This is a genomic window from Sphingomonas sp. ATCC 31555 (genome assembly GCF_000282895.1).
GTDB lineage: Bacteria > Pseudomonadota > Alphaproteobacteria > Sphingomonadales > Sphingomonadaceae > Sphingomonas.
Map to the genome: position 1 here is coordinate 183,829 of NZ_ALBQ01000014.1, position 26,327 is coordinate 210,155.

Consider the following 26,327-nt stretch of genomic DNA (forward strand, 5'->3'; position numbering starts at 1 on the left):
CACGATTTGCTAAGTTTAGGAAGTTTAGGCTCGTGAGCATATTTCTGGCGGGCGCCACTATTCCGAGGCGCGGCGCATAAAGCCTTGTAGCGCCTCGCGTCCCTGCGGCGATGCCAATGCCTTGCCATGATCGCCGGGTACTTCGACGAAGGTCACCGCCGCACCGGCGCTCCGCAGCCGCTCCGCGAAGCGCCGCACGATCCGGGGCCTGACAGTCTTGTCCTCGCTCCCCGCCAAGACGAGTATCGGCGCGCGGGCGGCAAGGGCATAGCCGGCATAGTCATAGCGCCGGATTTCCTTGGACACCTTCACCCACAGAAACGGCTTGAGCAGGGTGGGCACCATGTTGCGGGCCACCGCACCGATATCCGCCGCAGTCGCTTCGAGGATCAGCCCCGAGAAGCCGCCGGTGCGTGCCATGTTCGACGCCATCGCGCCCCCGAACGAGAAGCCATGGGCATAGAGCGGCCCGTTGCCGATCCACCCTTCCTGCCGCAATGCTGCCACCAGCGCGGGACCGAAGGCGATCAGGGCATCGGTGGTCTTGGGCACCGTCGTCCCGCCGCGATCGGGATAGTCGAAGGTCACGATGTCTGCGCCGGTCATCGCCGCGAGTTCATTCAGGCGGTTGCCGGTATAGGCGATCAGATAGCGGTTGCCGCCGCTGTAGAGGATTGTCGTGCGATTGCCCGGCTTCGCCAGCCGCACGACATGGACGTTGCCGAGATCGGGCAGGGTGAGGATGCGATCCTGCCGGCTATAGCCCGCCAGCGGCGCCACCGCGTCGCGCGGCTTTTCCTGGATGGCCGGCAGCAGCGAGGATTGCCCGACCGTGACGGTGCATCCGCACAGGGCGAGCGCCAAGAAGAGAGACGTCAGAAAACGCAACGGGGGGTCTCCGCAAGCTTTGGTGCCGCCACGCCAACGAACGCCTGCTGCGATCTGTCCCACGGCCGATATTGGCGACCTGCATCAATCGCTAAGTTTAGGAAGTTTAGGCTCGTGCGCGTTGCAGCGGCGGTTGGGAGCCGGTGATCAGCTGTCGTTCGGAATGTCCTTACCCAGAGTGATGCACGCGATTCTACGCCCTCCGCGGGCGTAGAAACAATCGCGACATGACGAGAACCGCGACAACAAGACCGGCAATCAGCATCACCGTCTGGGCCGGCGAAGTCATTCGATGTTCCAAGAGCCAGAAGGCCACAACCGCGCCCACGCCAATCCAAAGGTTCTTCGGAATGACAAGTTGTATCCCACAGCCCTTGCAGGCAAACGGTGTACCAAGGCTCCATTGGGTCTTCATGAATGGAACTGGTTTGCCACAGGTGGGACATGGAGGCGCCAGAGAAACCATGTCCGGCAATTTATCGACACTTCAAATGTCTGCAAGCGGACGAGAACCGCCGCGCCTGAGAGGTGCCCACCGACCGAAGTTTAGGAAGTTTAGGCGTGTGCGCGTTTCGGCGGGTTCGGCAATGGCCCGGCGAGGAGATGCAAGTTTAGGACGTTTACGCGCATGACCATGCGCGCGCGGACCGCCTCAACAATGGCCGGGTTCACGAGGTGTGTCGCTTCGCGCGCACGAGGACGTTGCCAAACGCTATCAAAGAGCGGCCGCCCCCAGAAGGACAGTCTGGTGGATATGGGAAACAGCGCAGCAGGCGCAAGTCGGCCGCTGCAAGGATCGGTGCGGGCGATGATTTCCGCCAATGGCCGAATGTGGTGTGCAAAGCGGACTAGTAGAGCTTCGCGCCGGCGCGTATGAAGGCTGCCAACTCGCCGGAGTATGGCAGGTGATCACGCTAGCGTTCTTACTGGGGCAGGCCGCTCCTACTCTCACGTTCGCGCAGGTTCGGGCGTTGCCGCCCGCAGTGGCAGGCGACGCCATATTGCCTGATCAGCAGCACGGCCCGATCGAAACGTTCGAGGCGCCGCATGGTGGGGTGAACGCTCCAGGCGTTATCGAACGGCAGCTGGTGGAGCGGCCCGTGGCAAACGGCCCGGGGTGCGTCCGAAAGCGTTGGACTGTGCGATTCCGGGCCGTGCCCGGGGCAGATATCCGAACTGCTACCGTCGACAGCATGTACAGCACGCAGGAAATTGCCCCGGCGTCTAATGCTATCTGCGCATCTCGGGGATATGTGCGCCTGAACCCCGGCGTCAGCCTAGAGGGGGGATGGAAAGTACTTGCCACTCTTAAAGAATTTATCGACGGCAGGGGGCACGCGCAGGTCCGTTGTTCTGACACTACATCGTCCAAGCTCTGCACCGACAGCAACGCCATCAGGTCTTCGCTACGGACATTATCGCCTTGGGCAATCACCCGCGATGCCAATGACACGCTCGTCTGGATGGGTGTGCCCGGTGGCATCGTCACCGAGGTCCGCTTCAACGCAGCCCGACCGCCTTACATTACTATACGGCGGGACGTGCCCGCACCGTTTTGAGAGATCGTGTGGAATGCGTCGCAGCGCGTTTCGCGGCACCAGGTCCGCATTGCGACCCGATCTCCGGCGGCGGAACGCGGGGCGCGAGCCGACTTCCAGCTTCCGCGTCGTTCCTACCCACCCTTGTCAACGACCGATGCGGAGCATGTAGCGATCGCCGCAGGTAGGAAATCCTACACTGCCTCCGGCTTGAGCGGGCGGCTGAGCAGCGCTTCGATCACTTCTGCCACCGGCGCGCCTTCGAGCAGGGCGTTGACCGCCGCCGTGACCGGCATGTCGACGCCCGCTTCGGCCGCGGCTTCGCGCAGCACCGGGGCGGTGAAGGCGCCTTCTGCTACCGTCTTGCGATCGGCCAGCAGCTCGGCGGCGCTGCGGCCCTGGCCCAGGCCGACGCCGAGCGAGAAGTTGCGCGAATTGGTGGAGGAACAGGTGAGGACGAGGTCGCCGAGGCCCGACAGCCCGGTCAGCGTTTCCGCCTGCGCGCCGCGCGCCAGGCCGAAGCGGGTCATTTCGGCAAAGCCGCGCGCGATCAGCGCGGCGCGGGCGTTGAGGCCCAGGCCGGCGCCTTCGACGACGCCGCAGGCGATGGCGAGGACGTTCTTCACCGCGCCGCCAATCTCCGCGCCGGTGACGTCGGCCGAGGCATAGGGGCGGAAGGCGGGGGCGCCGAGGCGCTCGACCAGCCGGGTGCGCAGGGCTTCATCGTCGCAGGCGAGGGTGACGGCGGTTGGCTTACCGGCGGCGACTTCATGCGCGAAGGTGGGACCCGAGAGCACGGCGATCGGCGCATCGGGCGCTGCGCTACGCGCGACTTCGCCGACGAGCAGCCGGGTGCCCGCCTCGATCCCCTTGGCGCAGAGCACCAGCGGGGTCGCACCCGGCGCGGCCTGGGCGAGGACCGCGCGGACATGCTGGGCGGGGGCGACGACGAGCAGCGCGTCGAGGCCGGCAAGATCGGCCAGGCTGCCGGTCGCGCGAATCGTGGGGGAGAGCGGCACGCCGGGCAGGAAGGCACGGTTTTCGTGGGCGGTGTTGATGCTTTCCACCACCTCCGCCTCGCGTGCCCAGAGCAGCACCGGTTCGCTGCCCCGTGCCGCCACCTGCGCCAAGGCAGTGCCCCAGGCGCCGCCGCCGATCACGCCGATCTTCATGCCTTCACTCCCGCGCCGCGCACCTTTTCGGCATCCGGATCCAGCGGCCAGCGCGGGCGGGCCGGGACATCGAGCGGATCGGTAAGCCCCTGGGCGAAGCGCTCGGCGCCGGCCCAGGCGATCATCGCGGCATTGTCGGTGCACAGCCACAAGGGCGGCGCGACGAAGGGCAGATCATGCGCATGGGCCAGCGCCTCCAGCGCGGTGCGCACCGCGGTGTTCGCGGCGACACCGCCGGCGACGACGAGCGCAGTCGGGCGGGTGACGGCGAGTGCCAGCCGGGTGCGATCGACCAGGCAATCGACCACCGCCTGCTGGAACGAGGCGGCAAGATCCTCGGCGCTATAGTCGTTCACCGCCCGGGCGACGGCGCTCTTGAGGCCGGCGAAGGAGAAATGCGGCTCGCCCGAACCGACCAGCGGGCGGGGCAGGGGCACGGCGCGGGGATTGCCGCGCGCGGCGGCGACTTCCACCGCCGGACCGCCGGGAAAGCCGAGGCCGAGCAGCTTGGCGGTCTTGTCGAACGCCTCGCCCGCGGCATCGTCGATCGTGGTGGCGAGACGGCGATAGCGGCCGACGCCTTCGACCAGCAGCAACTGGCAATGGCCGCCCGAGACGAGGAGCAGCAGATAGGGGAAGGCGAGGCTCGGGTCGCCGAGGCGGGGGGACAGCGCGTGGCCCTCGAGATGGTTGACCGCGACGAGCGGCTTGTTCGCCGCGAGCGCCAGCGCCTTGCCGGTGACGAGACCGACCATCACGCCGCCGATCAGGCCGGGCCCGGCGGTGGCGGCGATCGCGTCGACCTCTGCCAGGGTGACGCCGGCTTCGGCGAGGGCGGCTTCGACCAGCGGCCCCAGCATTTCCACATGCGCGCGGGCGGCGATTTCGGGGACGACGCCGCCATAGGGGCGATGCGCCTCCTCCTGCCGCGCCAGCTTGTGTGCGCGGATCGTGCCGTCGCTGTCGACAAGGGCGGCTGCAGTTTCGTCGCAGCTCGATTCAAGGCCGAGGATGAGTGCCATGCTTCCCATCTAAGCTGCTCGGGCGCGTGGTCCAGAGGGCGGGTGGTTTTTGGTGCACGCGAAGGCGTGAAGGCACGAAGACAAGAAGATTTCGCCCAGAGGCGCGGAGGAGGCAGAGAGCGTGTGCCCTCCGCCGCGCCAGCGGCCCTATCGCTGCCACGCCCTTTGCGGCAGCTGGCGCCGCAGCGATGCCTGCCCACACTGCGCCCTCTGCGCCTCTGCGCGAAACATCTCTTCGTGCCTTCGCGTGGACCCAAAAACCTCCGGCATCCCCCCCATTGCCCTTGCCAGCCCACACCCCTAGCAATTGGCGCATGACTGGATTCCGTATCGGTACGCGTGGTTCGCCGCTCGCTCTCACGCAGGCAAATATGGTCCGCGACGCGCTGAAGGCGGCGCATGGGATTGAGGGCGAGATCGTCGTGGTGCGCACCACGGGCGACAAGGTGCAGGACCGCCCGCTGGCCGAGATCGGCGGCAAGGCGCTATGGACGAAGGAGCTGGACCGCGCGCTGCTCGCTGGCGAGATCGACTGCGCGGTGCATTCGATGAAGGATGTCGAGACGACCCGGCCGGACGCGATCGCCATCGCCGCGATGCTGCCGCGCGCGGACGTGCGCGATCGGCTGGTGGGGGCCGAATCGCTCGACGCGCTGAAGCAGGGAGCGGTGATCGGCACCGCCTCGCCGCGCCGGGCCGCGCAGGTGCGGCGGCATCGGCCGGATGTGTCGACCGTGCTGTTTCGCGGCAATGTCGACACAAGGCTGGCCAAGCTGGCGGCGGGCGAGGCGGACGCGACGCTGCTCGCCTCGGCGGGGCTGGAGCGACTGGGGCGGCAGGATGTGGGCCATATCTTGCCGACCAACGTGATGCTGCCCGCGCCGGCGCAAGGCGCGGTGGGGATCGAAGCGCGGGCGGGGGACACGCGGATGCTGGCGCTGCTAGCAGCGATCGACCATCCCCGGACGCATGCCTGCGTGCTGGCCGAGCGGGCGTTGCTCGCCGCGCTGATGGCCGATTGCCACTCGCCGGTGGCGGCGCTGGCGACGATCGAAGGCGCGATCCTGACGATCGAGGCGGAACTCTTTTCCGAAGACGGCAGCGCGCATGTCCATGGCATGATCGAAGGCGCGCCCGAGGATGCGATGCTGCCGGCGGTGCTGGCCCGCGATCTGCTCGATCGCGCGCCGGCGGCGGTGCGCGCGCTGTTCGCCGGATGAGCCGGCCGATCGCGGTGCTGCGGCCCGAACCCGGCAACCGCATCACCGCCGCCGCGATCGAGGGACGCGGGCGGCGGGCGATCCGGCTGCCGCTGTTCGCCACGCGCCCGATCGCATGGGGCGTGCCCGACGCGGCGGCGTTCGATGCGCTGATCCTCACCAGCGCCAATGCGGTGCGCTGGGCGGGCGAGGGATTGGCGGCGCTGCAGCGGTTGCCGGTCTATGCGGTGGGCGAGGCGACCGCATCGGCGGCGCGCCGCGCAGGCCTGGAGGTCGCGGCGGTGGGGCAGGCGGGAGCCGCAGCGCTGGCGACGGCGGCGGAGGCGGCGGGCGTACGGCGCGCGCTGCACCTGACCGGGCGCGAGCGGACGCTGGAGGCGGGTGGCATCGTCGCGGCGGTGGTGCCGGTCTATGCCAGCGAGACGCTGCCGGTCTCGCCGGAGGCAGTGGCGGCGCTTTCGGGCAGCGTCGCGCTGATCCAGTCGGCGCGGGCGGGCGTGCGGCTGGCGGAGATCGCGCCCGACCGCGCCGGCATCGCGCTCGCCGCGATCAGCGCGGCGGCGGCGGCTGCAGCGGGCGAGGGCTGGGCCGCCGTCGCGATCGCGCCGGTTCCCGAGACCGAGGCGCTGATCGAAGCGGCGATTGCGCTCTATGATTGACCGCGCGGCCCCGCCCGGCGAAAAGGGCGGCATGAGCGACGAGCCCCTGGCGCCCGAGCCGGTCCGCAACCCTTCCTTGCTGCGCAGCCGAATGATCACGGGAGGGCTGGGCTTTCTGGGCGGTGTTGCCCTGACTGCCGGTCTGATCGAACTGGCCGGAACGCATCTCACGCCGATGCCGGCAACCCGGCCGGCGGCAGCGACCGCGCCGGTCACGCCGGTACTGGTGACGCCGCCCAGCATGCCCGCCGCGACCGACGTCGCGACGCTGGACGTGCGCGAAGCGGCGCTGGCCGGCCGGCTCGACGCGCTGGAGCGGCGGCTGCAGGATGCCGATGCGAGCGCGCGCAACGCGGCGCAATATTCCACCCAGGCCGAACGGCTGATGGTCGCGGCCGCGGTGCGCCGCGCAGTGGAACGCGGACAGCCGCTCGGCACGCTCGAGCAGCAATTGCGCGCCCGCTTCGGCGAGCGCCACCCGCAGGCGGTGGCGGCGATCGTGACGGCGGCGGCCGATCCGCTGACGCTCGAGGATCTGCGGATCGCGCTCGACACCATCGCGCCGCGCCTGGGCGCCGGGCCGGACGACAGCCTGTGGATGCGCTTCCGCGCCTTTGTCGGCGATCTGTTCGTGCTGCACCAGGCCGGCATGCCGAGCCCGCGCCCGGCCGAGCGGCTGCGGCGCGCCCGCGGTGCGCTGGCGGCGGGCAATGTCGAAACCGCCATCGCGGAAATCGCGCACATGCCCGGCGCTTCGATTGCCGAGGGTTGGACGAGCGCCGCGACCCGCTATGTAAATGCCCGCAAGGCATTGGACGAAATAGAGAAGGCGGCAGCTGCAACGCCGCCCAGACCACCGGTCGTGGCGCAGGCAGCCGCCCCCGCCCCGGCACCGGAGACACCGAGGAACGACTGAAATGGCAGAGATGGGCCGGTTCGACTGGCAGGATCCGTTCGGGCTCGACGGCGAGCTGACCGACGAGGAACGGATGGTGCAGGGCGCCGCACGCGATTACGCGCAGGGCGAGCTGCTCCCGCGCGTGACCTCCGCCTATCTGGAGGAGCGGTTCGACCGCGAGATCATGGCCGAGATGGGCGCGCTGGGCCTGCTCGGACCGACGATCCCCGAAACCTATGGCGGTGCCGGGCTCGGCTATGTCGCGTACGGGCTGGTCGCGCGCGAGGTGGAGCGGGTCGATTCGGGCTATCGCTCGGCGATGAGCGTGCAGAGCTCGCTCGTCATGCACCCGATCCATGCCTATGGCAGCGAGGAGCAGCGGCGGAAATACCTGCCCAAGCTGGCGAGCGGCGAATGGGTCGGCTGCTTCGGGCTGACCGAGCCGGATGCGGGTTCCGATCCCGCCGGCATGCGCACGCGAGCCGAGAAGATCGACGGCGGCTATCGCATCACCGGCGCCAAGATGTGGATCACCAATTCGCCCATCGCCGATGTGTTCGTCGTCTGGGCGAAGAGCGATGCGCATGACGGCGCGATCCGCGGCTTCGTGCTGGAGCGGGGCATGAAGGGCCTCACCAGCCCCAAGATCGAGGGCAAGCTGTCCTTACGCGCCTCGGTGACCGGCGAGATCGTGATGGACGGGGTGGAAGTCGGCGAAGACGCGCTGCTTCCGAACGTCCAGGGGCTCAAGGGCCCGTTCGGCTGCCTCAACCGCGCGCGCTACGGCATCGCCTGGGGCACGATGGGCGCGGCCGAGGCCTGCTTCCACGCCGCGCGGCAGTACACGCTCGATCGCCACCAGTTCGGCCGGCCGCTCGCCGCGACCCAGCTGGTGCAGCTCAAGCTCGCCCATATGGAGACCGAGATCGCGCTCGGGCTGCAGGCGGCGCTGCGCTGCGGGCGGATGTTCGACGCCGGCACGCTGAGCCCCGAGGCGATCAGCATCATCAAGCGCAACAATTGCGGCAAGGCGCTGGAGATCGCCCGGGTCGCGCGCGACATGCATGGCGGCAACGGCATCTCGGCCGAATTCCACGTGATCCGCCACGCGATCAACCTCGAGACGGTGAATACCTATGAGGGCACGCACGACGTGCACGGGCTGATCCTCGGCCGGGCGATCACCGGCATCGCGGCGTTCTGATGGCGCCCGATCGGCAGCCGGTGCTGGAGGGCGCGCTCGTCCGCATCCGGCCGCTGGTCGCAGAGGATTGGGAGGCGCTCTATGCGGTCGCCTCCGATCCGCTGATCTGGGAAGTGCATCCGCGGCCGGATCGCTGGCAGGAGCCGGTGTTCCGCCAGTTCTTCGCGGAGGCGCTGGCCTGCGGCGGCGGGCTGGCGATCGAGGACAAGGCGACCGGCGCGATCATCGGCTCGAGCCGCTACGACTATCATGTGCCCGAAGCGGATGAGATCGAGATCGGCTGGACCTTCCTCGCCCGCGCCTATTGGGGCGGCACCTACAATCGGGAGGTCAAGCGGCTGATGCTCGACCATATCCATCGATACGTCGGGACGGTGGTGTTCCTGGTGGGCGAGCATAATGTCCGGTCGCGCGGGGCGATGGCGAAGATCGGCGGGGAGTTGATCCCTGGGCGCAATCATCGTGGCGGCGGACAGGTCTTCCCGGATCACGTCGTCTACGCGATCCGGCGCCCGTGAAGCCGCTCGCCGGCATCAAGGTCGTCGAGCTCGCCCGTATCCTCGCCGGGCCCTGGTGCGGGCAGCTGCTCGCGGATCTCGGCGCCGAGGTGGTCAAGGTCGAGCGGCCGGGGGCGGGCGACGATACCCGCCATTGGGGGCCGCCCTTCCTCCACGATGCCAAGGGCACGAACCGCGACGCCGCCTATTTCCACGCCTGCAACCGCGGGAAGACCAGCGTCGGCATCGACATCGCCACGCCCGAAGGCCAGGCGGCGGCGAAGGCGCTGATCGCCGAGGCTGATGTGGTGATCGAGAACTACAAGGTCGGCGGGCTGGTGAAGTACGGGCTCGATGCCGCCAGCCTGCGGGCGGCCAACCCGCGGCTGATCGTCTGCTCGATCACCGGCTTCGGCCAGACCGGGCCCTATGCGGCCCGCGCCGGCTATGACTTCATCATCCAGGGCATGGGCGGGGCGATGAGCCTCACCGGCGAGCCCGACGGCCCGCCGCAAAAGGCGGGCGTCGCCTATGCCGACATCTTCACGGGCGTCTATTCGGCCGTGGCGATCCTCGCCGCGTTGCGTCGGCGGGACGTGGAGGGCATAGGCGCGCATATCGATATGGCGCTGCTCGACACCCAGGTGGCGGTGCTGGCCAACCAGGCGCTCAATTGGATGGCGATCGGCAAGGTGCCGCACCGCATGGGCAACGGCCATGCGAATCTGGTGCCCTACCAGGCCTTTGCCTGCCGCGACGGCGAGCTGATCGTCGCGGTGGGCAATGATTCGCAGTTCGCCAGGCTCTGCGAGATCCTTGGGCTCGATCTGACGAACGACCCTCGCTTCACCACGAATCCGGCGCGGGTGACGAACCGCGACGCGCTGATCCCGCAGCTGGCCCGCGCTATCCTCCTTTGGGCCAAGGCCGATCTGTACGAGGCGCTGGAATCCGCCGGGGTGCCCGCCGGGCCGATCAACCGCGTCGACGAAGTGTTCGCCGATCCGCAGGTAGTCGCGCGCGGCATGGCGATCGTGCGTGAGGGGATGCCCGGCCTGGCGAGCCCGATCACGATCGATGGCGAACGCATGGTCGCCGATCGTGCGAGTCCGCATCGGCCGTAGAGGAAGGCGCACCTTCACCCTCCCACCGCCTTCGTCGGCGCGGCCCCTCCCTCTTCCACAGGAGAGGTGTTTTGCTCGCTCTTCCGTTGGGAGAGGGAAGGGGGGCCATTCAGCCAGCAATGGGAAGGGGGAGGGTGATTGCCCCCCTGCTTACTGGTAGCCGCCGTCTTCCTCGCGCTCTTCGGCGGCGTCCTTTTGCGCTTCTTCCATCGCTTCGGCTTCGTCGTCCTGCGGCGTCTGCTGTTCGGGATCGTGGATCATGCTGGCCTCCTGGGTTGCCGGCGATCAACGAAGCGGTGCGCGCAAAGGTTCGTTCGATCCGCCGAGCCGGCGAATCAGTTCCTGCGCGGCGGCAGGCGCACGTACCTTGCCGCCATGGATGAAGAAGACGAAGGTTTCGCGTGGATGCACCGGCGCAGGCGCTTCCGCGAAATAGGGCAGTCCCGCGGGTTGACCGCCATCCGCCCAGTGCTGCGCAGCGTCTGTCCAGCGCGGCAGGTCGGCTTCGGGATAGCAGAGGGGATTGTCGTCTTCGCCGGCCTCCAGGCGGACATAGACGAAATCCCCGCTGACATCGGCGATCGCGGGATATTGCGGCGAATCGGCGAAAACGATGGCTACGCCCGCCGCGCGGCAGAGCGCGACGAATTCGGGGGTGTGGAAGCTTTCGTGCCGCACCTGCACCGCGTGGCGCAGCGCAACGCCATCCTGCGAGCGTGGCAGGAGAGCAAGGAACGCGCCGAAATCGGCTGCATCGAACTTCTTGGTCGCCATGAACTGCCAGAGGATGGGGCCGAGCTTGTCGCCCAGTTCGACCAGCCCCTGGCCGACGAAGCGCGCGACCGATTCACCCGCCTCCGCCAGCAGCTTGCGGTTGGTGACATAGCGCGAGCCCTTCACCGTGAACACGAACCCTTCGGGCGCCGCCGCCGCCCAGCCGGCGAAGCTGGCCGGTTTGAAGCTGGAATAATAGGTGCCGTTGATCTCGATCGCGGTCAGCGCGTTCGCGGCATATTCCAGCTCGCGCTTCTGCGGCAGCTTTTCGGGATAGAAGGTGCCACGCCAGGGCTCGAACGTCCATCCGCCGATGCCGACGCGGATCGGTGCGCTGCTCATCCGTATCTCTCCCTACCACCATCACGCGACTCGCCATTTCGCGCCGCGTACGTATCGTAGGGCGTGATGCCGCGAAACCACGTACCCTCTGCCGATCAGCGTCTTGCCGACCAAGCCTATTCGCGCATCGTCGAGATCATCCTGGACGGGCTGGGCATCGGCGATCGCCTGCCGTCTGAATCGCGGCTGGCGGAAAGCTTCGGCATGTCGCGGACCGTGGTGCGCGAGGCGCTGGTGCGGCTGGCCGCCGACGGCATCACCGAATCGCGGCGCGGGGCGGGGTCCTATGTGATGCGGCGCCCTTCGCTTCGGCTGGGTGCGCATATGGCGTTCGAGGAACTCTCCGCGACGCTGGGCACCTATGAAGTGCGCTTCGTGCTGGAGGCGGAAGCGGCGCGACTGGCGGCACGCCGCCGGTCGGCGGAGCAACTCGCCGAAATCGAAGAGGCCATGGCCGATCTGCGCAAGGCGCTTCTTTCGAGCGATCCGGCGCATGACGAGGACTGGCGGCTGCACCACGCGATCGTCCGCGCCACTGCCAATCCGGCGTTCGAAAAGGCGTTCGAGCATCTTCATGAGGAAACGATGCGGATCATGCGCGCCGGCGTGGACATTGCCCGACTGCGTGAGGCAGAGCCGATCGCGGCGATGGTGCGCGAGCACGAAATGGTCGTCGAGGCGATCCGCGCCCAGGATGTCGACGGCGCCGCGCTGGCGATGCGCTGGCACCTTTCCGAAGGACGCAAGCGGCTGATGCCGTAAGCGGCGCTACGCCGTCAGGAGCGGACGCGCGTCCAGGTCTGCGATTTGCAGATCAGGCCGAGCAGCGCACAGCCCTTGCCGACGATGGTGTTTTCGTCGACCACGGTGATCGTACCCGAAAAGCGCTGGTTGATATCGGGCACGAACACCGTGCCCTTCCATTCGCCTTCGCGCACGATCTTGAAGTTCTGGAACAATTGCACGCCGATCAGCGGATCGGTGCCCCCGCGGCGGGCATCGGCCTTGGCCTTGTCGCTCGCCCAGATCACGGTGGCGCACATGCCGCCCTGGCCGCAGGGCGCTGCGCGGACGTGCACGCTGTTGCTGGGGTTCCGCCAGACCGAAGGCTCGGGCAGGTCGGCAGCGCCGAAGGAAAACGCAGCCAGCGCGAGCGCGAGGGGCAAAGGTGGCATGGCGGCAACTCCCGAAATCCAGCGCGGCGCTGTATCACGCAAAAGATGAAGGTCCAGTGACCCTGATCAACGCGGTTCGATGTGGCGGGAAGACGGCGCCCTGCGCCGAAACCGCTGGAGCGGGCGAAGGGATTCGAACCCTCGACCCCAACCTTGGCAAGGTTGTGCTCTACCCCTGAGCTACGCCCGCTCTGGCGTTGTGGCCGGTGGCGTTTCGAAGCGCTCCCGGCGGGTGAGGCGCGCCAACTAACAGCGGCTTTCGCACTGCGCAAGCCCCTTATCGCAGTTTTTGGAAAAGGCTTGGCGCTTTGGCTCCGAGCGCCCAAATAGGCAGCAACACGCCGTGACGCCCGCGAGGCGCGCGGCACCTGCATGTTTCGAGGAGCGCATTTTGGCCACGCTTGGATTGAGCCCTGCCGACAAACAGGCCGTAGACGCCTTCCGCCGCGACGTTGTCGAACCTTCGATGGCGAAGCTGGTCATCATCGATTTCTGGGCGGAATGGTGCGGGCCGTGCAAGGCACTGGGCCCGGTGCTGGAAAAGGTCGCCGCCGACTATGCCGGCAAGGGCGTGATGCTGGCCAAGATCGACGTGGACAAGAATCAGTTCATCGCGAGCCAATTTCAGGTTCGCTCGATCCCCACCGTCTATGCGATGTTCCAGGGCCAGCTGGTTGCCGACCTGACCAGTGCGCGAACCGAATCGCAGCTGCGCACGATGCTGGATCAGATCCTGCGCCAGTTGCCGTTGGCGGGCGAAGAGGCCGATGGCGAGGCGGAGCTGGAGCCGCTGATCGCGATGGGCGAGCAGGTGCTGGGCGAAGGCGATGCCGAACGCGCGCTGTCGATCTTCGACCAGATCGCCGAGATCGCACCGGACCATGCGCTGGTGATCGCCGGGCGCGTACGGGCGCTGACCGCACTGGGCCGCCACGATGAGGCGCAGGCGGCGCTCGATGCGCTGGAAGGCGATGCCGCCAAGGCCCCGGAAGTGGAGCGGGCCCGTTCCGCGCTCAGCCTGGCGCGCGAGGCGCAGCCGGTCGACGATCTCGCCGCGCTGGCCGCGCGTGCCGCAGCCCATCCCGAAGACATGGAAGCCCGTTACGAGCTTGCCGGCGGCCAGATGGCGGCGGGCGACCGCGAGGCTGCGGCGGCCACGCTGCTGGCTATGGTGCGCGACGACCGGAGCTGGAACGACGGGGCAGCCCGCCAGCGGCTGCTCAAGCTGTTCGAGGTGATCGGGCTGGAAGATCCCTGGGTGGGTGCGCAGCGTCGCAAGCTTTCGGCCATCCTGTTCGGATGAAGGGCAAGCGCCTCTCGGTCTTTCCGCTGGCGGGTGCGCTGCTGTTTCCGCGCATGCACCTGCCGCTGCACATCTTCGAGCCGCGCTACCGGGCGCTGGTTTCGGAGGCGCTGGCGCGCGACCGGCGGATCGGCATGGTCCAGCCGCGCGACGATAGCGATCCGCCGGCCTTGTTCGATATCGGCTGTGTGGGCCGCATCGCCGATGTCGAGGCGCTGGACGACGGGCGCTATAATATCGTGCTGGAAGGCGTGGCACGCTTCACCATCCTGCGCGAGCTGGCGGTGACGACGCCGTTCCGCCAGGTCGAGGCCGAACTGGAAGCGGTGCACGAACCCGAAACGCTGGGGCTGGCGGAGCGCGCCTCGATCGAGCTCGAATCGCGGCGCTTCGCCGACGGTCTCGGCTACGCGGTAGACTGGGAAGCGGTGACGCGCCTGGACGATGAGTCGCTGGTTAACGGCATTGCGCAGATCGCGCCCTTCGATGCCGCGTCGAAGCAGGCGCTGCTCGAGGCCCCCAGGCTGTCCGACCGGGCGGACCTGATCGTGCAGCTGATGCGTTTCTTCGGGCGGCACGGCGAGGATCGCGCGACGCTCCAGTGATCTGCCCGATTTTTGGGCAGGTGCCGCCGAACTGCACCCAAAAATTCACCACTAGGTAACAATTCTGCCGTCGAAACGCGCAGCGCCTCTGTGCGGCGCATTTGGCACGCCCCTTGCAAAGTTACTCTCGGGACAAACGCCGAGAGGGGGCGAAATGAAGCTCATCATCGCCATCATCAAACCGTTCAAGCTCGACGAGGTGCGCGAGGCGCTCACCGGCGTCGGCGTGACGGGCATGACCGTGACCGAGGTGAAGGGATTCGGGCGCCAGAAGGGCCAGACCGAAATCTATCGCGGCGCCGAGTACAGCACGAACATGGTGCCGAAGATCAAGATCGAGGTCGCCGTGGGCAGCGATCTTGCCGACCGCGCCGTGGAGGCGATCCAGGCGGCGGCGAGCACCGGGGCGATCGGTGACGGCAAGATCTTCGTCCTCGACATGGGCCAGGCCGTGCGCATCCGCACCGGCGAGACCGACGAGACGGCGCTGTGAGCAAGGGGGTAGCAATGAAGCAAGGATGGAAGACCGCCGGGCTCGGCCTCGGCGCGGCCGCGCTGGTCGCGGCGATGCCGGCATGGGCGCAGACCGCACTGGTGAAGGCGCCCGACGCCGCGCAGCAGGCGACGATGGTGAACAAGGGCGACACCGCCTGGATGCTGATCTCCTCGGCGCTGGTGCTGATGATGTCGGTGCCGGCACTGGCGCTGTTCTATGGCGGCCTGGTGCGCACCAAGAACATGCTGTCGGTGCTGATGCAGGTCTTCATGATCGTCTCGGTCGCGGCGCTGGTCTGGTGCTGCTGGGGCTATTCGATCGCGTTCACCAGCGGCGGCGACAACCAGTTCTTCGGCGGGCTTTCCAAGGCGTTCCTGATCGGGGTGAGCGGCAGCACCTATGCCGCGACCTTCTCGAACAACGTCTATATCCCTGAATTCGCGTTCGTCTGCTTCCAGATGACCTTTGCCTGCATCACGCCGGCGCTCATCGTCGGCGCCTTTGCCGAGCGCGTGAAGTTCACCCCCCTGATCATCTTCACCGTGCTGTGGATGACGATCGTCTATTTCCCGATCGCGCACATGGTGTGGTACTGGGCGGGCCCGGACTTCCTGGTCGACGCGCCGACCGATTACGGCTTCCTGTGGGGCAAGGGCGCGCTCGACTTCGCCGGCGGCACCGTCGTGCACATCAATGCGGGCATCGCCGGCCTGGTCGGCTGCCTCGTGATCGGCAAGCGCGTGGGCTTCAAGAGCGAGCCGATGCCGCCGCACTCGCTGACCATGACGATGATCGGCGCCTCGCTGCTGTGGGTGGGCTGGTTCGGCTTCAACGCCGGTTCCAACCTCGAATCGAACGGCGTGACCGCAGTCGCCTTCATCAACACCTTCGTCGCCACGGCGGCGGCGGCGGTGAGCTGGGCGGTGATCGAGCAGGTCGTGCACAAGAAGCCGTCGCTGCTCGGCGGCGTGACCGGTGCGGTCGCCGGCCTCGTTGCGATCACCCCGGCTTCGGGCTTCGCCGCGCCGATGACTGCAATCCTGCTGGGCCTGATCGTCTCGCCGATCTGCTTCTTCTTCGTCACCACGGTGAAGAACAAGCTGAAGTATGACGACTCGCTCGACGTGTTCGGCGTGCACTGCATCGGCGGCATCATCGGTGCGCTCGGCACCGCGATCGTCGCCGATCCGGCGCTCGGCGGCCAGGGCGTGATCGACTACACCCAGTTCCCGGCGGTTCCGGCCGCCAGCTACAGCATCGGCACGCAACTGCTGGTCCAGCTCCAGGCGGTGGGTATCACCCTGCTGTGGTCGGGCCTGGTTTCGGCGGCCCTGTTCTACGGCCTCAAGCTGACCATGGGCATCCGCCCCTCGAAGGAAGTCGAAGTCGAAGGGCTCGACATCAACGAGCATGGCGAGCGGGCCTACAACTACTGACGAGTTCGGGCGCCGCGCGGGTCCTCTTCCCCCGCGGCGCCCCACCGAGGTTCCTCCTGCGGACGACTGGGCTGGTGGGCAACCACCAGCCCATTTTTTGTGCGCGGGGATGCGATTCGCCGCTTGCGGCAAGCGTACCCCTCCCGCTTGCGGGAGGGGCTAGGGGAGGGGCTGGAGCGTCATGGTGCTACGTCCCTGTCAATCCCTCCCCCGAGCCCTCCCGCAAGCGGGAGGGGAGCGAAAGAGCGAAGGACTCAGCGCCCGGAAAGCTGCTCGAGCGCCGGACGAATCCCGGACAGGTCGTAGCCCGCGCCGGCACCCTTCGCGACCAGCGCCTCCGGCTCCCCGCCTTTATAGGCGGTGGCCAGTGCCCAGAGGTTGCACGAGCGGGTTCCCGAGCGGCAATAGGCCAGCACCGGTCCCTGCACCGAGCCGAGCGTCTCCGCCATTGCCTCTACCTGCGCCATCGAGAAGCCGCCCGGCGTTACCGGAATCGCGGTATAGCCCAGGCCCGCCGCCTCGGCCGCTTCGGCGATCTCGGCGCCGCTCGGCTGGCCGAATTCCTCGTCTTCGGGTCGGTTGTTGATGATGTGGACGAAGCCCGCCGCCGCGAGCGCCGGCACGTCTTCGGGCCGGATCTGCGGGGCCACCGAGATACGGTCGTCGATCTTGTTGGGCATGGCAGGTCCTCCTTCTGAATTGCCGGCGTGCTGTAGCGCGGGCGGTCCCCCCGCGAAAGCCGATCAGAACTGGCGGATGACGTTCAGAAAGTCCTGCCCATAAGCGTCGAGTTTGCGCGCGCCGACACCGGAGACTTGGCCGAGCGCCGCCAGCGAGTCGGGTCGCGCCATCGCCATGTCGCGCAACACCGAATCATGGAAGATCACGTACGGCGGCAGGCCGGTTTCCTGTGCAATCTCGCGACGCTTGGCACGCAGCGCTTCGAAAAGCGGGTTGCCGACCGGATTCGGCACGGCGCCTTTGGCCCCGCGGCGACGACGCTCGCGGCGCGGCGGCAGGACGAGCTCCAGCTTGGCCTCACCCTTGAGGATCGCACGCGCCTCCGGGCCGAATTCCAGCCCGCCATGTTCGTTGGTGCGCAGCGCGTCCCGCAGCAGCAGCGCCCGCGACACCGGCTTGAGCATCGCCACTTCGTCGCCGCCAACGATGCCGAATACCGACAGCTTCTCATGCCCGTTCATCAGGCTGCGCTCCGTCGACACCCCGGTGAGGATGCCTTCGATATAGCCGACGCCGTACAGCATGCCGGTGCGGAACACCGCCGAGAGGAATTTCTGCGCAGTGACGCTCGCGTCGATCGCGGCGGGCGGATTGAGGCAGTTGTCGCAATTGCCGCAGGTCTCGGGCGCGTCCTCGCCGAAATGCTTGAGAAGAATGCGACGCCGGCACCCTGCCGTCTCGACCAGCGCGCCGAGTGCGGTCAGCCGGGTGCGCTCGCCCGGCTGGCGCGAAGGCTCTACCTCGCCGATCCGCTGGCGGGCGCGGGCGAAATCATCGGCACCCCAGAAGAGGTGCGCGACCGACGGATCGCCGTCGCGACCGGCGCGACCGGTTTCCTGGTAATAGGCCTCGATCGACTTGGGCAGCCCGGCATGGGCGACGAATCGCACGTCGGGCTTGTCAATGCCCATGCCGAACGCGACGGTGGCGACCACCACCATGTCCTCGCTGGCGACGAACTGCGCCTGGTTGCGGCGGCGCACGTCGGGATCGAGCCCGGCATGATAGGGGAGCACCGGCCGCCCGGTCTCTGCCGCCAGCTTCTCGGCGAGCTGCTCCACGCCCTTGCGCGTCTGGGCATAGACGATGCCAGGGCCGGGATTCTCCGCCACCACGTCGATGATCTGCCGCGTCGTGTTTTCGCGCGGGGCGATATGGTAGCGGATGTTCGGCCGATCGAAGCCGGCGACGATCAGCCCGTCTTCCGGGATGCCCAGCTGCTCGAGAATGTCGGCGCGGGTATGCGCGTCGGCCGTGGCGGTCAGCGCCAGCCGCGGCACCTCGGGGAAGCGATCGAGCAGCGGGCGGAGCAGCCGGTAATCGGGGCGGAAATCATGCCCCCATTCGGAGACGCAATGCGCCTCGTCGATCGCAAACAGGCTGAGCGGCGCCTGCGTCAACAGGTTGCGGAACCCCTCGCCCGAGGCACGTTCCGGCGCGATGTAGAGCAGGTCGAGTTCGCCGGCACGGAACCGCTCGATCGTCTCGGCGCGATTGTCGTCGACCGAGGTGAGGGTGGCGGCGCGAATGCCCACCGCCTCCGCGGCGCGCAGCTGATCGTGCATCAGCGCGATCAGCGGGCTGACGACGACGCAGGTGCCGTCCAGCATCACCGAAGGCAGCTGATAGGTGAGCGACTTGCCCGCACCGGTGGGCATCACCGCCAGCGTGCGCTGGCCCGCGAGCACGCGCTCCACCACCGAGGATTGCACGCCGCGAAAGGCGTCATAGCCGAAAACCCGGCGGAGATGTTCAATGGGATCGGGATGCATGGCTGCCATCAGACTGCCCGGCACATGCTTGCACTGTCGAGCAAATGTTAACTTGTGGCTCGGTAGTAGACCGAATGTGCCGGGGGGCGCAAACGCAGGAAGACAGACGATGCCGGTGGAACCCTCTGACGAACCCGCCCGCCTCGCCGAGCTCAAGGGCTATGGCGTGCTCGACACGCCCAACGAGGCCGAGTTCGACGCGATCGTTCGCGAGGCGGCCGCCGCGCTGGGCGTGCCGATCGCGCTCATTTCACTGATCGACGAGAACCGCCAATGGTTCAAGGCGCGCGTCGGGCTGGAGCCGCAGGAGACGCCGCGTTCGATTTCCTTCTGCACCCATGCGATCCGCGGGCCGGACGTGTTCGTGGTGCACGATGCCAAGGCGGACCCCCGCTTCTCGGAAAACCCGCTGGTTACCGGCGATCCCAATATCCGCTTCTATGCCGGTGCGCCGCTGCGCACGGCGACGGGGAAGCGGATCGGCACGCTGTGCGTGATCGACAGCACAGCCCGCCCGCAGCTGACCGAGCAGGACACTGCTCGGCTCACGCTGCTCGCCGAGAAGACGATGGCGGCGCTCGAACGCCGCCGCCAGCGGCTCTCGGCGGCCGACGCTGCCTGAGACGAAACAAACACCCACAGCTTTTCGCGCGGGCGCCCTTGCCGCTGCCCCCCTTGATCCGGCAAAGCGGCGGCGATGACCGTCAGCGTGGACATGGGCGTCGACGGCACGGGCAGCCCCGTGCCGGTCGATCTGGAGGAGTTGCTTGCGACCCGGTTGCTCGTCCAGGGCAATTCCGGATCGGGCAAGTCGCACCTGCTGCGGCGGCTGCTCGAACAATCCGCCGGCCATGTGCAGCAGGTGGTGATCGATCCCGAAGGCGATTTCGTCACGCTCTCCGATCGCTACGGGCATCTCGCGATCGAGGCGGTCGACCATAGCGAGCGTGACGTCGCCCGCTTCGCCGCGCGCATTCGTGAGCACCGTGCTTCGGTGGTGCTCAGCCTCGAAGGACTGGAAGCGGAGGGGCAGATGCGCTGTGCCGCCGCCTTCCTCAACGGCCTGTTCGATGCACCGCGCGACCATTGGTATCCGGCGCTGGTGGTGGTCGACGAAGCACAGCTGTTCGCGCCAGCCGGTGGCGGCGAAGTGGCGGAAGAGGTGCGGCGCGCCTCGCTGTCGGCGATGACCAACCTGATGTGCCGCGGCCGCAAGCGCGGCCTGGCCGGCGTGATCGCGACGCAGCGCCTGGCCAAGCTCGCCAAGAATGTCGCGGCCGAGGCGTCGAACTTCCTGATGGGGCGGACCTTCCTCGACATCGACATGCAGCGCGCCGCCGATCTGCTCGGCATGGAACGCCGCCAGGCCGAGGCGATCCGCGACCTGGCGCGCGGACATTTCCTCGGGCTGGGGCCCGCGATCACGCGCCGCCCGGTGGCGATCCGCATCGGATCGGTCGAGACCAGCGCGCGCAGCTCCTCGCCGAAGCTGACGCCGCTGCCCCAGGCGCCCACCGACGACATGAAGGACCTGCTGCTGGCGCCGGCCGAGCCCGAATGGGTGCCGCCGGCCCCGCCGCCCGCGCCGACCTATGCCCATTCGGAGACGATGCTCGAGGCGCTCGCCCGCTCGGTGCCCGCACCGATGGAAGTCGAGCCCGACCGCGATCCGGAGGAAGTCGCCGGCCTCGTCGCCGATGTGTTGCGCGCGATCGTCGAAGACGAGCAATCGGCGCTGCGTTCGCCTTCGGTGCTGTACCAGGATTTTCAGGTGCGCTGCCGGATGGTGGGGCTTACCCGCCCGCCGCTGGACCTCTCCAACTTCGTGCGCCGGCTTTCCGCAGCGCGCGCCGGCATTCATGGCGATCCCGACGACGACTGGGCGCAGGCACTGGAAGCGGCGCGGGCGCTGCCCGACGATATGCTGGGGCCTTTCCTGCTCGTCGCCAAGGCGGCGCGCGAGGGGCTGCCCTGCCCGAGCGATACCGATATCGCGACCAGCTACGGCACCAGCTCGCTCGGCCGCGTGCGGCGGCTGATGCAGTATATCGAGAGCAAGGGCCTGTTCGTCACCCGCGTCGATCTGTCGGGCAAGCGATCGATCACCATTCCCCGGCTGGGCTGGACGACTCAGGCTTCGGACGGCTGAGCTTTAGCGACGGCCACCATGCCCCCGCCTGCATTTCGCCGCATTGCGTGTGGAAAATCGCACGTCGGCTGGGGGAGCGTGGGGCATGGGGCGGTTCGTTGCGGTCGTAGCAGTCTTTGGGCTGGCGGCGGATGCGCCGCCGCTGGAACTGGCGATGGCGCCGGTGCGTGCGACCGTGAAGGCGACGGCCGCAACGCTGCGCATCGATCCGGCGGCGCCCACCATTCCCGTCTTCAACCCGGAATTTGCCAGCCGTGCCGGTTTTGAAGCCGGGCTGTTCGGCACCCGGGCGGCGATCGGGCCGGTAAAGGTTCCCGGCAAGTCGGCGGTGGTTCGGCTGGATTTCGAACGAGGGGAATTCAAGCGGCGCGTGACATGGTTCGCTGCACCCGTCGTGACCGGGGCCGATGGAATCATCGGGCCGGGCGGCCTGCCCGAACCGCGAATCCTGTTCCGCTTGCGCCCGGACAGCCCCGAAGACGAGATCGCGCGCTTCGCCATGGCCGATTGGGGCTATAACGGGCTGGGCATCGAAATCGCGGTGGCGGGCCAAGTGATGCACGTCGCCTTCGCGCCGTATCGCGCCGAAAGCCTCGCTACTGCCGGCGCGGGTGCGGCACTGGCGTCGGCACAGGGCGGGCATTTCGACGCCGCGCCGCACGGCATGCCGATCGAGCTTGGCGTCGAACGCCCGGTGCGCCACCTTGCGCTTGATCAGCCCTTGGCGATCGGGCCGCTGCGGCTGGCGGGCATGTTGGTGCGGACCAGCGACTTCGGTTCGACCAGCACCATTCCCGAAGGCGATGTCGACCCGAACGAGATCGTCGTTACCGGCAAGGCAAAGGGCAAGCCGACGCTTACGCTGGCGATCGGTGCGGAGCTTCTGTCGCGCTGCGCATCGATCCTGTTCGACAAGGCCGCGAAACAGGTGACGCTGCGCTGCCGTTAGCGCCGCATTGCCCTCACCGGCGGCGGTGGATCCGCGCGTTGATCGCAAAAATGCACAGCGCCCAGACGGCCCCGAAACACCAGCCGGCGAGCACGTCCGACGGCCAGTGGACGCCCAGATAGACACGGCTGCAGCCGATCAGCAGCACCAGCAGGGTGGCGAAGGCGAGCAGATAGGCGCGCGCCCAGCGGCTCGATTCGGTCTGGGCGAGCATCACCGCGAGGGTGAGGTAGACGGCGGCCGACGTCATCGCATGGCCGCTGGGAAAACTGGCGTTCGACGCCTCGGCCAAATGCGGCACCAGCTCCGGACGGGGCCGCTGCCACACCAGCTTGAGCAGCGCGTTGCAGGTCGAGGCGCCGAGCATCGATCCGGCGAGCAGCAGCGCCTCGGCGCGGCGGCCGAAGGCGAACAGGAACAGCACGGCAGCGACGCCGAACAGGCAGAGCACGGTGAACCCACCCAGCGCGCTGATGTCGATCGCCGACTGCAGCAGCCAGCGCGGCCCGATCGGCGTGCCCAGCGCCTGCGGCTCGCGCAGCGCGAGCAGGATGCGGCTGTCGATTGCGAAGCCGGTGGCAAAACCGAGCGCGAGATGCACTGCTATTCCGGTGAGCGACAGAGCGAGCAACGCGAGGGCGGGCCAAAGCCACTGGTCGCGTCGGTGCTGGGGACGGCTGGTCATGATACTCCGTTCTGCAGGGCTCGGCGGCAGCGGCAAGGCGCCACCGGAATCAGCGGCGATGTGGCCAAATGGCTGCAGTTGTGCAAGTTGCACGTGCGCCACCGGGCTGGCGCGTGGGTCGAGCCGTCACTGCGGCGGGAGCGCCGCAAAGACCTTGGACAGGTTCAAGATGCCGTTCCCGAAAACCGGATCCCGACCGGGCGCACCTGCATCGGTGGCGTTGTCGAGCAGCAGCGACACGATCTGCGCGCCGGTCAGCTTGGGACGGGCCTGGGCAACAAGCGCGACCGCACCGCTTATCGCGGCTGCGGCGGGGGACGTGCCGCTGTAGGTCACTGTGCGTCCGTCCGGCGCGATCATGTTCACATCGCGCGACAGGGCAGCGAGATACCAGACCGACGACGGACCACTGCCCGCGCGATTGGCATACGTGTAATCGAAATTGCCCGCAGCATCGTGCCCGCCCGCGATGATGACCCAGCCGGGTGCGGCTTCGGCGAAGCTGCGCGCCATCCGCAGCGGTTCCTGCCCTCCCGCATCGTTGTTGCCGGCGCTAATGACCACCACGATCCCTGCCGCAGCTGCGCGTCGAACGGCGTCGAGGAACAGGTCATAGCTTTCGTCGAATACGAACGACAGATTGATCACCCGCACCTTGGCGGCGATCGCGGCATCGATCGACGCGATCAAGGGGAAGCTCATGATGGTGCAATTCGCCAGCGAGGTGCACGTGCTTGGATTGGAGATATTCAGTGAGACGATCGTCGCGTCGTAGGCAATGCCGTGGATGCCACTGCCGTCGCGCGCGGCCGCTGCCACCGACGCCATGAACGTTCCGTGCCCGCTACTGTCGACCAGGCCGCGAGTGCCCGCCATATCGGCGCTGGCGGGATCGATCCGGCCGCCGAATTCGCCAAGACCCGGTGCGATCCCGGTATCTAGAATGGCGATCTTGATGCCGCGTCCCGTCGCTCCCGCGCGATAGGCGGCACTAGCCGCCGATGCGACCGCCGCGTTCGACCGTTGCTCTTCGAGCAGTTCCGCCGTCGGCGGGGGCGTCGGAGTAGGGGTCGGACTCGGCGTCGGCGTGGCGGCTGGAGGTCCGGGAACGACGACCGTGCCCTGGCCTGACCCGCCGCCGCATCCACCGGCCAGGAGGGCGCCTGCCAAGGCCATGCCATACGCGCAGGCGGCAGGTGAACGCGGCTTCGCTGGTTGCATTCTCGCTTCCTTGCTCATCGATGGACGTTTCCGTCTTGGGGGGGAACAGATTCGGTGGCGGTGCTGTCGGAAGCGTAGCGCGACGGGCCGTCCGCCCAATCGCTGAACGATTGGCGCGGGCGGACCGGCAAGGCCCATCGCGTTGTTGCGACATCGCTCAGGCGAAGATCCCCTGGGTCCGCCCGGCCCATCAGCGCCAGTAATCTGAAAGAAGCGACATTGACGTCTCTGCGAACCATGGCAGCTGTCACATAGTTGTTGAATATCTCCCGCTCGGTATCGAGAACGTCCAACAAGGTCCGTGCGCCGATATTGTTCTCGGACTTGGCGCCCTTGAGCGCGGTTTCATTCGCGGCGATGGCTTGTTGCGCCTTCTGCAGATAGTCGAGCGATAACCGCCAGGTCGCGTACGCCGACCGCACTTGCGCGACCACGTCTCGCTCCAGCGCAATCACTTGCTCAATGGCGCTGTTCAAGCCCGCATGGGCCTGGCGCACTCGAGAGGCCGGCAATCCGCCCTGGTATAGCGGAAGGCTGACGGTAATACCTACCTGTGCCGCTGTGCCGCGATCCTGAGGCCGAAAGATCGATTGGCTGGAGACCGACTGGAGGTTGTTGAAATAGCTTCCGGAACCAAAGGCGGAAACCTGGGGCCCGCGCTCTCCCTGCGCGGAACGTATCCGGTACTCGGCAGCGTTCACATTCATCCGTGCTGCTAAAAGCGATCCATTGTCGCGTATCGCCTCGTTGATCGCGTCCTCAACCATCAATGGTTTATCGAACCAATCGCCAATATCGACCAGGTCGTTGGGTGGTGCGCCAATGACCCGGACATAGTCTTCGCGGCTGCTGATCAACTGCGCCCGTGCCGCCTGCAGGCTACCTTCAGCGAGCAAAAGCCGCGCGTTCGAGAGCGATACATCCGTCACTGTCAGGTCGCCGATCGAGAAGCGTCCCTGGACGCTGCGAAGGTTCGCCTGGAGCGATGCAACGTTCCGCTCACTGGCCCGGACAATGGCTTCGTCACGAAGAACGTTGCTATACACTTCGACCACAGAGGCGAAGAGGGCGGAGACGACGCTGCGAAAGCCTTGGCGGGTCGCCTCGTAGCGCGACTGCGCTTCCTTCACCCCGAACTTGACCACGCCGGAACGATAGAGTGGGACGGTGATCGAAAGATCGGCGTTGAGCGTCCGGTCCGGCAACAACGCGCTGTTGGCGGACCGCTTCAGAAACTCGGTTTCGCTGCTCGTGAACGCGGCACGCGGTCGCCCGGCTGTTTTCGCCTGCACAACCCCTTCGCTGCTGGCGAGGTTATCAGCGAAGGCGCTGGCCAGATTCGGGTTTGTCTGCAGCGCGCGACGCAAGGCCTCTTCCAGCGTATCGGCGTGCGCCGCTCCTGCAAAGCTCATGGCGAGGGTGGCGAATGCTGCGCCGGCGAGGATGCATCCCTTAGCCAGGTTCAAGGCCAAATGCGTGCACGGTAACGCTCCAACAGGCGACGTCGACGATGTCACTATGGCTCCCCCTATGGCGGCAACACGTATCGTGCGGGAGCGTACGCCTCAAAAATCAATAGCACCCAAACTGAAATGTTTCTCGTTGCCGATATCGGAAAGCCGCAGTGGATTGACGAAACATTGACTAAGATTTGGAGTCCGAAATCCACAAATGACCGGACGTTTTTCAAGTCCAATCTGAATGCTTATTGTTCCTGGTGCGACGGTGACAGGCAAATGCCGATCCGGCACAAATCGGCATACGGGTTCATTTTCCTGGGAGGGGCAGGATGCAACATGCCATCGTGGCAGACGATGTTGCTCGTCTTGTGCGGGCAGCCGAGCGCATGGCGCGCCTTGCCCAGGACATCGCGCAACGGGGGCGCGAGAAGGCGACGTTAACGACCTCCGCCGATGAGGCGTCGCAGCGCGACGACCTTCCATCCTATGTCGGCGAAAAGCTGGTCGATGCGTCGAAGCGTGCCATTGCGGCCCATCTGCAACAGCCGGATTTTGGGGCGCCGGCGCTTTTCCGCAATGCCGAATGGTTGTTGATGCTTGAACTGTTCGTCGCCGGGCGTTCGAACAAGCCCGTTTCGATCAAGGCGGCGTCTATCACTCTGGGCAGGGCACCTTCCACAGCGAACAGAACCATCCTGGAACTGGAGCGGCGTGGTCTGGTCGCCAGTTCCGGCGATGTTCAGGATGCTCGCAGACGCTTGCTGAAGCTTACGCCCTATGCCGAAGCAGTGCTCGGCGAATATCTCAATCAGCAGAGCGACCTCCGGCTCCTGCCGATGCGCATGTCGCTCAAAGTTTCTCAGAGCGGTGATCAAGAAGATGCGCATAGTAGCGCGCACGAGATCCCGTCGATTTCGGATCGATCCGTATCCGAAGCAGAAACTACCTTACCATGATGCCGGGTCTCCGTAATCATTGCGGTGTCGTCTTCGAAAAC

At 67.1% G+C, this 26,327-nt stretch carries 25 protein-coding genes and 1 tRNA gene; 15 read left to right on the plus strand and 11 right to left on the minus strand.

Features of this window, described 5'->3' with window-relative positions:
• Positions 1 to 57 precede the first annotated feature (57 nt).
• From B215_RS0108205 to tsaD, 3 genes are all read right to left on the minus strand, one after another.
• The gene (locus B215_RS0108205) at positions 58 to 888 is read right to left on the minus strand and encodes an alpha/beta hydrolase family protein (RefSeq protein WP_152997764.1); all 831 of its coding nucleotides are present in this window, start codon (positions 886 to 888) and stop codon (positions 58 to 60) included.
• Between the two features lie 1,732 nt (positions 889 to 2,620).
• Complete coding sequence (locus B215_RS0108210; RefSeq protein ID WP_019369164.1) at positions 2,621 to 3,598, minus strand: NAD(P)H-dependent glycerol-3-phosphate dehydrogenase; 978 nt, start codon at positions 3,596 to 3,598, stop codon at positions 2,621 to 2,623.
• Complete coding sequence (tsaD, locus tag B215_RS0108215; RefSeq protein WP_019369165.1) at positions 3,595 to 4,620, minus strand: tRNA (adenosine(37)-N6)-threonylcarbamoyltransferase complex transferase subunit TsaD; 1,026 nt, start codon at positions 4,618 to 4,620, stop codon at positions 3,595 to 3,597. The genes B215_RS0108210 and tsaD overlap by 4 nt, the downstream gene beginning before the upstream one ends.
• A 314-nt stretch (positions 4,621 to 4,934) precedes the next feature.
• Between tsaD and hemC the strand changes: the two genes are divergently transcribed.
• The 6 genes from hemC to B215_RS0108245 are packed head-to-tail and all read left to right on the plus strand — an operon-like array spanning position 4,935 to position 10,222.
• On the plus strand, positions 4,935 to 5,840 hold the full coding sequence (hemC, locus tag B215_RS0108220; RefSeq protein WP_019369166.1) for a hydroxymethylbilane synthase: 906 nt from the start codon (positions 4,935 to 4,937) through the stop codon (positions 5,838 to 5,840).
• Positions 5,837 to 6,499, plus strand: coding sequence for a uroporphyrinogen-III synthase (locus B215_RS0108225; RefSeq protein WP_019369167.1), 663 nt, complete (start codon positions 5,837 to 5,839; stop codon positions 6,497 to 6,499). Before hemC ends, B215_RS0108225 begins: the two co-directional genes overlap by 4 nt.
• A gap of 31 nt (positions 6,500 to 6,530) precedes the next feature.
• Positions 6,531 to 7,415, plus strand: a complete 885-nt coding sequence (locus B215_RS0108230; RefSeq protein WP_037513402.1) for a hypothetical protein — start codon at positions 6,531 to 6,533, stop codon at positions 7,413 to 7,415.
• Position 7,416: 1 nt separating this feature from the next.
• Complete coding sequence (locus tag B215_RS0108235) at positions 7,417 to 8,601, plus strand: acyl-CoA dehydrogenase (RefSeq protein WP_026009082.1); 1,185 nt, start codon at positions 7,417 to 7,419, stop codon at positions 8,599 to 8,601.
• Positions 8,601 to 9,119: a GNAT family N-acetyltransferase gene (locus tag B215_RS19790; RefSeq protein ID WP_019369170.1), complete on the plus strand. Its 519-nt coding sequence runs from the start codon at positions 8,601 to 8,603 to the stop codon at positions 9,117 to 9,119. The genes B215_RS0108235 and B215_RS19790 overlap by 1 nt, the downstream gene beginning before the upstream one ends.
• The gene (locus B215_RS0108245) at positions 9,116 to 10,222 is read left to right on the plus strand and encodes a CaiB/BaiF CoA transferase family protein (protein WP_019369171.1); all 1,107 of its coding nucleotides are present in this window, start codon (positions 9,116 to 9,118) and stop codon (positions 10,220 to 10,222) included. Before B215_RS19790 ends, B215_RS0108245 begins: the two co-directional genes overlap by 4 nt.
• Positions 10,223 to 10,507: 285 nt before the next feature.
• On the opposite strand, the gene B215_RS0108255 is transcribed toward B215_RS0108245, so the two are convergent.
• Positions 10,508 to 11,338, minus strand: coding sequence for a DUF72 domain-containing protein (locus B215_RS0108255; protein ID WP_019369173.1), 831 nt, complete (start codon positions 11,336 to 11,338; stop codon positions 10,508 to 10,510).
• Positions 11,339 to 11,404: 66 nt separating this feature from the next.
• On the opposite strand from B215_RS0108255, the gene B215_RS0108260 reads away from it, so the two are divergent.
• Positions 11,405 to 12,100 (plus strand): FadR/GntR family transcriptional regulator, encoded by a 696-nt coding sequence (locus B215_RS0108260; RefSeq protein WP_019369174.1) that lies wholly within the window; start codon positions 11,405 to 11,407, stop codon positions 12,098 to 12,100.
• Between the two features lie 14 nt (positions 12,101 to 12,114).
• On the opposite strand, the gene B215_RS0108265 is transcribed toward B215_RS0108260, so the two are convergent.
• Both B215_RS0108265 and B215_RS0108270 read right to left on the minus strand, forming a co-directional pair.
• On the minus strand, positions 12,115 to 12,513 hold the full coding sequence (locus B215_RS0108265) for a DUF2147 domain-containing protein (RefSeq protein WP_026009083.1): 399 nt from the start codon (positions 12,511 to 12,513) through the stop codon (positions 12,115 to 12,117).
• Between the two features lie 115 nt (positions 12,514 to 12,628).
• A tRNA-Gly gene (locus B215_RS0108270) sits at positions 12,629 to 12,703 on the minus strand.
• Between the two features lie 216 nt (positions 12,704 to 12,919).
• On the opposite strand from B215_RS0108270, the gene B215_RS0108275 reads away from it, so the two are divergent.
• The 4 genes from B215_RS0108275 (at position 12,920) to B215_RS0108290 (ending at position 16,353) form a co-directional block, all read left to right on the plus strand.
• Positions 12,920 to 13,816, plus strand: a complete 897-nt coding sequence (locus B215_RS0108275; protein ID WP_019369176.1) for a tetratricopeptide repeat protein — start codon at positions 12,920 to 12,922, stop codon at positions 13,814 to 13,816.
• Positions 13,813 to 14,421 (plus strand): LON peptidase substrate-binding domain-containing protein, encoded by a 609-nt coding sequence (locus B215_RS0108280; RefSeq protein ID WP_019369177.1) that lies wholly within the window; start codon positions 13,813 to 13,815, stop codon positions 14,419 to 14,421. The genes B215_RS0108275 and B215_RS0108280 overlap by 4 nt, the downstream gene beginning before the upstream one ends.
• A gap of 154 nt (positions 14,422 to 14,575) precedes the next feature.
• The gene (locus tag B215_RS0108285) at positions 14,576 to 14,914 is read left to right on the plus strand and encodes a P-II family nitrogen regulator (protein WP_019369178.1); all 339 of its coding nucleotides are present in this window, start codon (positions 14,576 to 14,578) and stop codon (positions 14,912 to 14,914) included.
• A gap of 14 nt (positions 14,915 to 14,928) precedes the next feature.
• Positions 14,929 to 16,353 (plus strand): ammonium transporter, encoded by a 1,425-nt coding sequence (locus tag B215_RS0108290; RefSeq protein ID WP_019369179.1) that lies wholly within the window; start codon positions 14,929 to 14,931, stop codon positions 16,351 to 16,353.
• Between the two features lie 254 nt (positions 16,354 to 16,607).
• On the opposite strand, the gene B215_RS0108295 is transcribed toward B215_RS0108290, so the two are convergent.
• On the minus strand, positions 16,608 to 17,033 hold the full coding sequence (locus tag B215_RS0108295) for a TIGR01244 family sulfur transferase (protein WP_019369180.1): 426 nt from the start codon (positions 17,031 to 17,033) through the stop codon (positions 16,608 to 16,610).
• A gap of 63 nt (positions 17,034 to 17,096) precedes the next feature.
• Complete coding sequence (gene recQ, locus B215_RS0108300) at positions 17,097 to 18,866, minus strand: DNA helicase RecQ (RefSeq protein ID WP_026009084.1); 1,770 nt, start codon at positions 18,864 to 18,866, stop codon at positions 17,097 to 17,099.
• Between the two features lie 109 nt (positions 18,867 to 18,975).
• Between recQ and B215_RS0108305 the strand changes: the two genes are divergently transcribed.
• The 3 genes from B215_RS0108305 (at position 18,976) to B215_RS0108315 (ending at position 21,964) form a co-directional block, all read left to right on the plus strand.
• Positions 18,976 to 19,488: a GAF domain-containing protein gene (locus B215_RS0108305; RefSeq protein ID WP_019369182.1), complete on the plus strand. Its 513-nt coding sequence runs from the start codon at positions 18,976 to 18,978 to the stop codon at positions 19,486 to 19,488.
• 75 nt (positions 19,489 to 19,563) lie between these two features.
• Positions 19,564 to 21,015, plus strand: a complete 1,452-nt coding sequence (locus tag B215_RS0108310; RefSeq protein ID WP_019369183.1) for an ATP-binding protein — start codon at positions 19,564 to 19,566, stop codon at positions 21,013 to 21,015.
• Positions 21,016 to 21,100: 85 nt separating this feature from the next.
• The gene (locus tag B215_RS0108315) at positions 21,101 to 21,964 is read left to right on the plus strand and encodes a hypothetical protein (protein WP_019369184.1); all 864 of its coding nucleotides are present in this window, start codon (positions 21,101 to 21,103) and stop codon (positions 21,962 to 21,964) included.
• Between the two features lie 13 nt (positions 21,965 to 21,977).
• On the opposite strand, the gene B215_RS0108320 is transcribed toward B215_RS0108315, so the two are convergent.
• From B215_RS0108320 to B215_RS19800, 3 genes are all read right to left on the minus strand, one after another.
• Positions 21,978 to 22,649, minus strand: a complete 672-nt coding sequence (locus tag B215_RS0108320; RefSeq protein ID WP_019369185.1) for a phosphatase PAP2 family protein — start codon at positions 22,647 to 22,649, stop codon at positions 21,978 to 21,980.
• Positions 22,650 to 22,775: 126 nt separating this feature from the next.
• A complete protein-coding gene (locus B215_RS19795) occupies positions 22,776 to 23,819 on the minus strand; it encodes a S8 family serine peptidase (RefSeq protein ID WP_160327948.1) in 1,044 nt (347 codons plus the stop codon).
• Between the two features lie 65 nt (positions 23,820 to 23,884).
• Positions 23,885 to 25,342, minus strand: coding sequence for a TolC family outer membrane protein (locus B215_RS19800; RefSeq protein ID WP_156804362.1), 1,458 nt, complete (start codon positions 25,340 to 25,342; stop codon positions 23,885 to 23,887).
• 317 nt (positions 25,343 to 25,659) lie between these two features.
• Between B215_RS19800 and B215_RS0108335 the strand changes: the two genes are divergently transcribed.
• Positions 25,660 to 26,286: a MarR family winged helix-turn-helix transcriptional regulator gene (locus tag B215_RS0108335; protein WP_019369188.1), complete on the plus strand. Its 627-nt coding sequence runs from the start codon at positions 25,660 to 25,662 to the stop codon at positions 26,284 to 26,286.
• The last annotated feature ends 41 nt before the right edge of the window (positions 26,287 to 26,327 follow it).

Excerpts from the sequence above, each read along its gene's own strand:
- B215_RS0108310 (WP_019369183.1), top strand. The coding sequence starts at position 19,564 with ATGACCGTCAGCGTGGACATGGGCGTCGACGGCACGGGCAGCCCCGTG.
- B215_RS0108210 (WP_019369164.1), bottom strand. The coding sequence starts at position 3,598 with ATGAAGATCGGCGTGATCGGCGGCGGCGCCTGGGGCACTGCCTTGGCG.
- B215_RS0108260 (WP_019369174.1), top strand. The coding sequence starts at position 11,405 with ATGCCGCGAAACCACGTACCCTCTGCCGATCAGCGTCTTGCCGACCAA.
- B215_RS0108315 (WP_019369184.1), top strand. The coding sequence starts at position 21,101 with ATGGGGCGGTTCGTTGCGGTCGTAGCAGTCTTTGGGCTGGCGGCGGAT.
- B215_RS0108265 (WP_026009083.1), bottom strand. The coding sequence starts at position 12,513 with ATGCCACCTTTGCCCCTCGCGCTCGCGCTGGCTGCGTTTTCCTTCGGC.
- B215_RS0108305 (WP_019369182.1), top strand. The coding sequence starts at position 18,976 with ATGCCGGTGGAACCCTCTGACGAACCCGCCCGCCTCGCCGAGCTCAAG.
- B215_RS0108295 (WP_019369180.1), bottom strand. The coding sequence starts at position 17,033 with ATGCCCAACAAGATCGACGACCGTATCTCGGTGGCCCCGCAGATCCGG.
- B215_RS0108335 (WP_019369188.1), top strand. The coding sequence starts at position 25,660 with ATGCAACATGCCATCGTGGCAGACGATGTTGCTCGTCTTGTGCGGGCA.
- B215_RS0108225 (WP_019369167.1), top strand. The coding sequence starts at position 5,837 with ATGAGCCGGCCGATCGCGGTGCTGCGGCCCGAACCCGGCAACCGCATC.
- B215_RS0108230 (WP_037513402.1), top strand. The coding sequence starts at position 6,531 with ATGAGCGACGAGCCCCTGGCGCCCGAGCCGGTCCGCAACCCTTCCTTG.
- B215_RS0108280 (WP_019369177.1), top strand. The coding sequence starts at position 13,813 with ATGAAGGGCAAGCGCCTCTCGGTCTTTCCGCTGGCGGGTGCGCTGCTG.
- B215_RS0108235 (WP_026009082.1), top strand. The coding sequence starts at position 7,417 with ATGGCAGAGATGGGCCGGTTCGACTGGCAGGATCCGTTCGGGCTCGAC.
- B215_RS0108320 (WP_019369185.1), bottom strand. The coding sequence starts at position 22,649 with ATGACCAGCCGTCCCCAGCACCGACGCGACCAGTGGCTTTGGCCCGCC.
- B215_RS0108285 (WP_019369178.1), top strand. The coding sequence starts at position 14,576 with ATGAAGCTCATCATCGCCATCATCAAACCGTTCAAGCTCGACGAGGTG.
- hemC (WP_019369166.1), top strand. The coding sequence starts at position 4,935 with ATGACTGGATTCCGTATCGGTACGCGTGGTTCGCCGCTCGCTCTCACG.
- recQ (WP_026009084.1), bottom strand. The coding sequence starts at position 18,866 with ATGCATCCCGATCCCATTGAACATCTCCGCCGGGTTTTCGGCTATGAC.
- B215_RS19790 (WP_019369170.1), top strand. The coding sequence starts at position 8,601 with ATGGCGCCCGATCGGCAGCCGGTGCTGGAGGGCGCGCTCGTCCGCATC.
- B215_RS0108255 (WP_019369173.1), bottom strand. The coding sequence starts at position 11,338 with ATGAGCAGCGCACCGATCCGCGTCGGCATCGGCGGATGGACGTTCGAG.
- B215_RS0108290 (WP_019369179.1), top strand. The coding sequence starts at position 14,929 with ATGAAGCAAGGATGGAAGACCGCCGGGCTCGGCCTCGGCGCGGCCGCG.
- tsaD (WP_019369165.1), bottom strand. The coding sequence starts at position 4,620 with ATGGCACTCATCCTCGGCCTTGAATCGAGCTGCGACGAAACTGCAGCC.